This is a genomic window from Mesorhizobium sp. M7A.F.Ca.AU.002.02.1.1, assembly GCF_003998535.1.
In the GTDB taxonomy this organism is placed as follows: Bacteria; Pseudomonadota; Alphaproteobacteria; order Rhizobiales; family Rhizobiaceae; genus Mesorhizobium; species Mesorhizobium ciceri.
In genome coordinates, this window is the sequence record NZ_RZPB01000968.1 from 1 (window position 1) to 1,918 (window position 1,918).

Annotated in this window: 3 protein-coding genes; all 3 read left to right on the forward strand. The window is 63.7% G+C overall.

Going from position 1 to position 1,918, the window contains the following annotated elements; all coding sequences use genetic code 11:
• Nucleotides 1-35 precede the first annotated feature (35 nt).
• Nucleotides 36-416 carry a cytochrome o ubiquinol oxidase subunit IV gene (cyoD, locus tag EN879_RS33875; protein WP_013531503.1) on the forward strand — a complete coding sequence of 127 codons (381 nt, stop codon included), beginning with the start codon at nt 36-38 and terminating at the stop codon, nt 414-416.
• Between the two features lie 96 nt (nt 417-512).
• Complete coding sequence (locus EN879_RS33880; protein WP_063168041.1) at nt 513-1,220, forward strand: SURF1 family protein; 708 nt, start codon at nt 513-515, stop codon at nt 1,218-1,220.
• 252 nt (nt 1,221-1,472) lie between these two features.
• A partial coding sequence (locus tag EN879_RS33885) for an aminotransferase class I/II-fold pyridoxal phosphate-dependent enzyme (protein WP_127274608.1) occupies nt 1,473-1,918 on the forward strand: 446 nt, incomplete at its 3' end.

A 1,918-nucleotide genomic window follows, 5' to 3' on the forward strand; every position in this document is an offset into this window, starting at 1 on the left:
GTCTTCACCTTCGTTTATCTGATGGGAATGTTGCGATGAGCGCCGGGCACCAAACAGACACCAGCAACCACAGCCACGCGCATCACGGCGTCAATCACGGCTCGCTGGCCGGCTATCTGACAGGCTTCGGCCTGTCCGTCGTGCTGACCGCCGTTCCCTTCTGGCTGGTCATGACCAACGCGCTCGGCAATCAGATGGCGTCGGCGATTGCCATCATGGCCTTCGCCGTCGTGCAAATCATCGTCCACATGGTGTTCTTCCTGCATATGAACACCAGGTCGGAGAGCGGCTGGACCATGATGGCGCTGATCTTCACCCTCATCCTGGTGATGATCGCGCTGACGGGCTCGCTCTGGGTCATGTACCATCTGAACGTCAACATGATGCCCGGCCATGACATGAGTCAGATACCCTGAGAGAGGGACCTGGCTTTGGACGAACAGGCGCGGACGACACCGCATCCGAATACAGGCGACGGCCAAAGGGTTACGCGTTCGAGATGGACGCTATTGATGCTTTGCCTTTGCGGAGCCATCGGCATCGCAGGGTTCTCGGCGCTCGGTATCTGGCAGCTGGAGCGCCGCGTCTGGAAGCTCGACCTGATCGAGCGTGTCGACCAGCGTCTCAAGGCAGTACCCGTGGCCGCCCCGGCGCCTTCGGCCTGGCCAGCGATCAACGCCAGGGATGACGAGTATCGCCGCCTCGTCGTCACGGGCCGGTTTCTCGGTGATCGCGAGACCCTGGTCCAGGCGGTCACCGATCTCGGCGGTGGCTTCTGGGTAATGGCGCCGTTCCGAGCGGATGATGGCTTCACGATTCTGGTGAACAGGGGCTTCGTGCCGACGGACAAGCGCGATCCGGCAACCCGCTTCGCAGGCAAGCCCTCGGGCGATCACACCGGAATTCATGGCCTGTTGCGCATCAGCGAACCGAAAGGCGGCTTCCTGCGCACCAACGATCCGGCTGCCAACCGCTGGTATTCGCGCGATGTACAGGCGATCGCCGCCAAGCAAGGCATCGGGCAGGTCGCTCCTTATTTCATCGATGCCGATGCCACGCCCAATCCGGGAGGGTGGCCGGTCGGCGGCCTGACGGTCGTTTCGTTCCACAACAACCATCTGGTCTATGCCCTGACATGGTTCGGGCTGGCCTTGATGGTGCTGGGCGCGGTCGCCTGGCTGTTGCGGCAGGCTGTGAAAGACAGGCCCGGCGGGGGCTGACCGCTGACCGCTGGCCGAGGCAAAGCCGAAATTACGCACGGAAGCGCTCATGCCGGCGCAGAGGATGGCGTGATCGCTCTGCTCGTGCCGGCTGGTCATTTCCGACGCGCATCAATAGGTTTCCCTTCAAACCCTCATCCATGAGCGCGCAGGGCAGGCTTCCCAGCCGTCTCGGGCTGGAGCACCTAGCTAAAACCGCTGGCGAAACGCGACCGATTTGCGTATCACTCCGCCGCCATTGGAGCCCTATCGATGTTTGAGACCCTGCAGCCCGCCCCCGCCGACAAGATCCTGGCCCTGATCGGCCTTTATCGCGCCGATCCGCGCCCCGACAAAGTCGATCTCGGCGTCGGCGTCTACAAGGATCGCGACGGCAAGACGCCGGTTATGCGCGCCGTGCGCGAGGCGGAAAAGCGCCTGCTGCAGGCCCAGGACACCAAGACCTATCTCGGCCTTGCCGGCGATACCGGCTTCAACACGGTGATGGCCAAGCTCGCCTTCGGTCCGGGCGCTGACATGACGCGCATCCGCGCCGCACAGGCGCCCGGCGGCTCCGGCGCGCTGCGGCTGGTGGCGGAATTGCTGAAGCGGACGCGTTCGGACGCAACCATCTGGCTGTCGGACCCGACCTGGCCGAACCACATGCCGGTGATGCGCGCCGCCGGCCTGCAGATCCGTGAATACCCGTATTTCGACGC

Coding starts and splice junctions, on each gene's coding strand:
- EN879_RS33880 (WP_063168041.1), top strand. CDS start 513: ATGCTTTGCCTTTGCGGAGCCATCGGCATCGCAGGGTTCTCGGCGCTC.
- cyoD (WP_013531503.1), top strand. CDS start 36: ATGAGCGCCGGGCACCAAACAGACACCAGCAACCACAGCCACGCGCAT.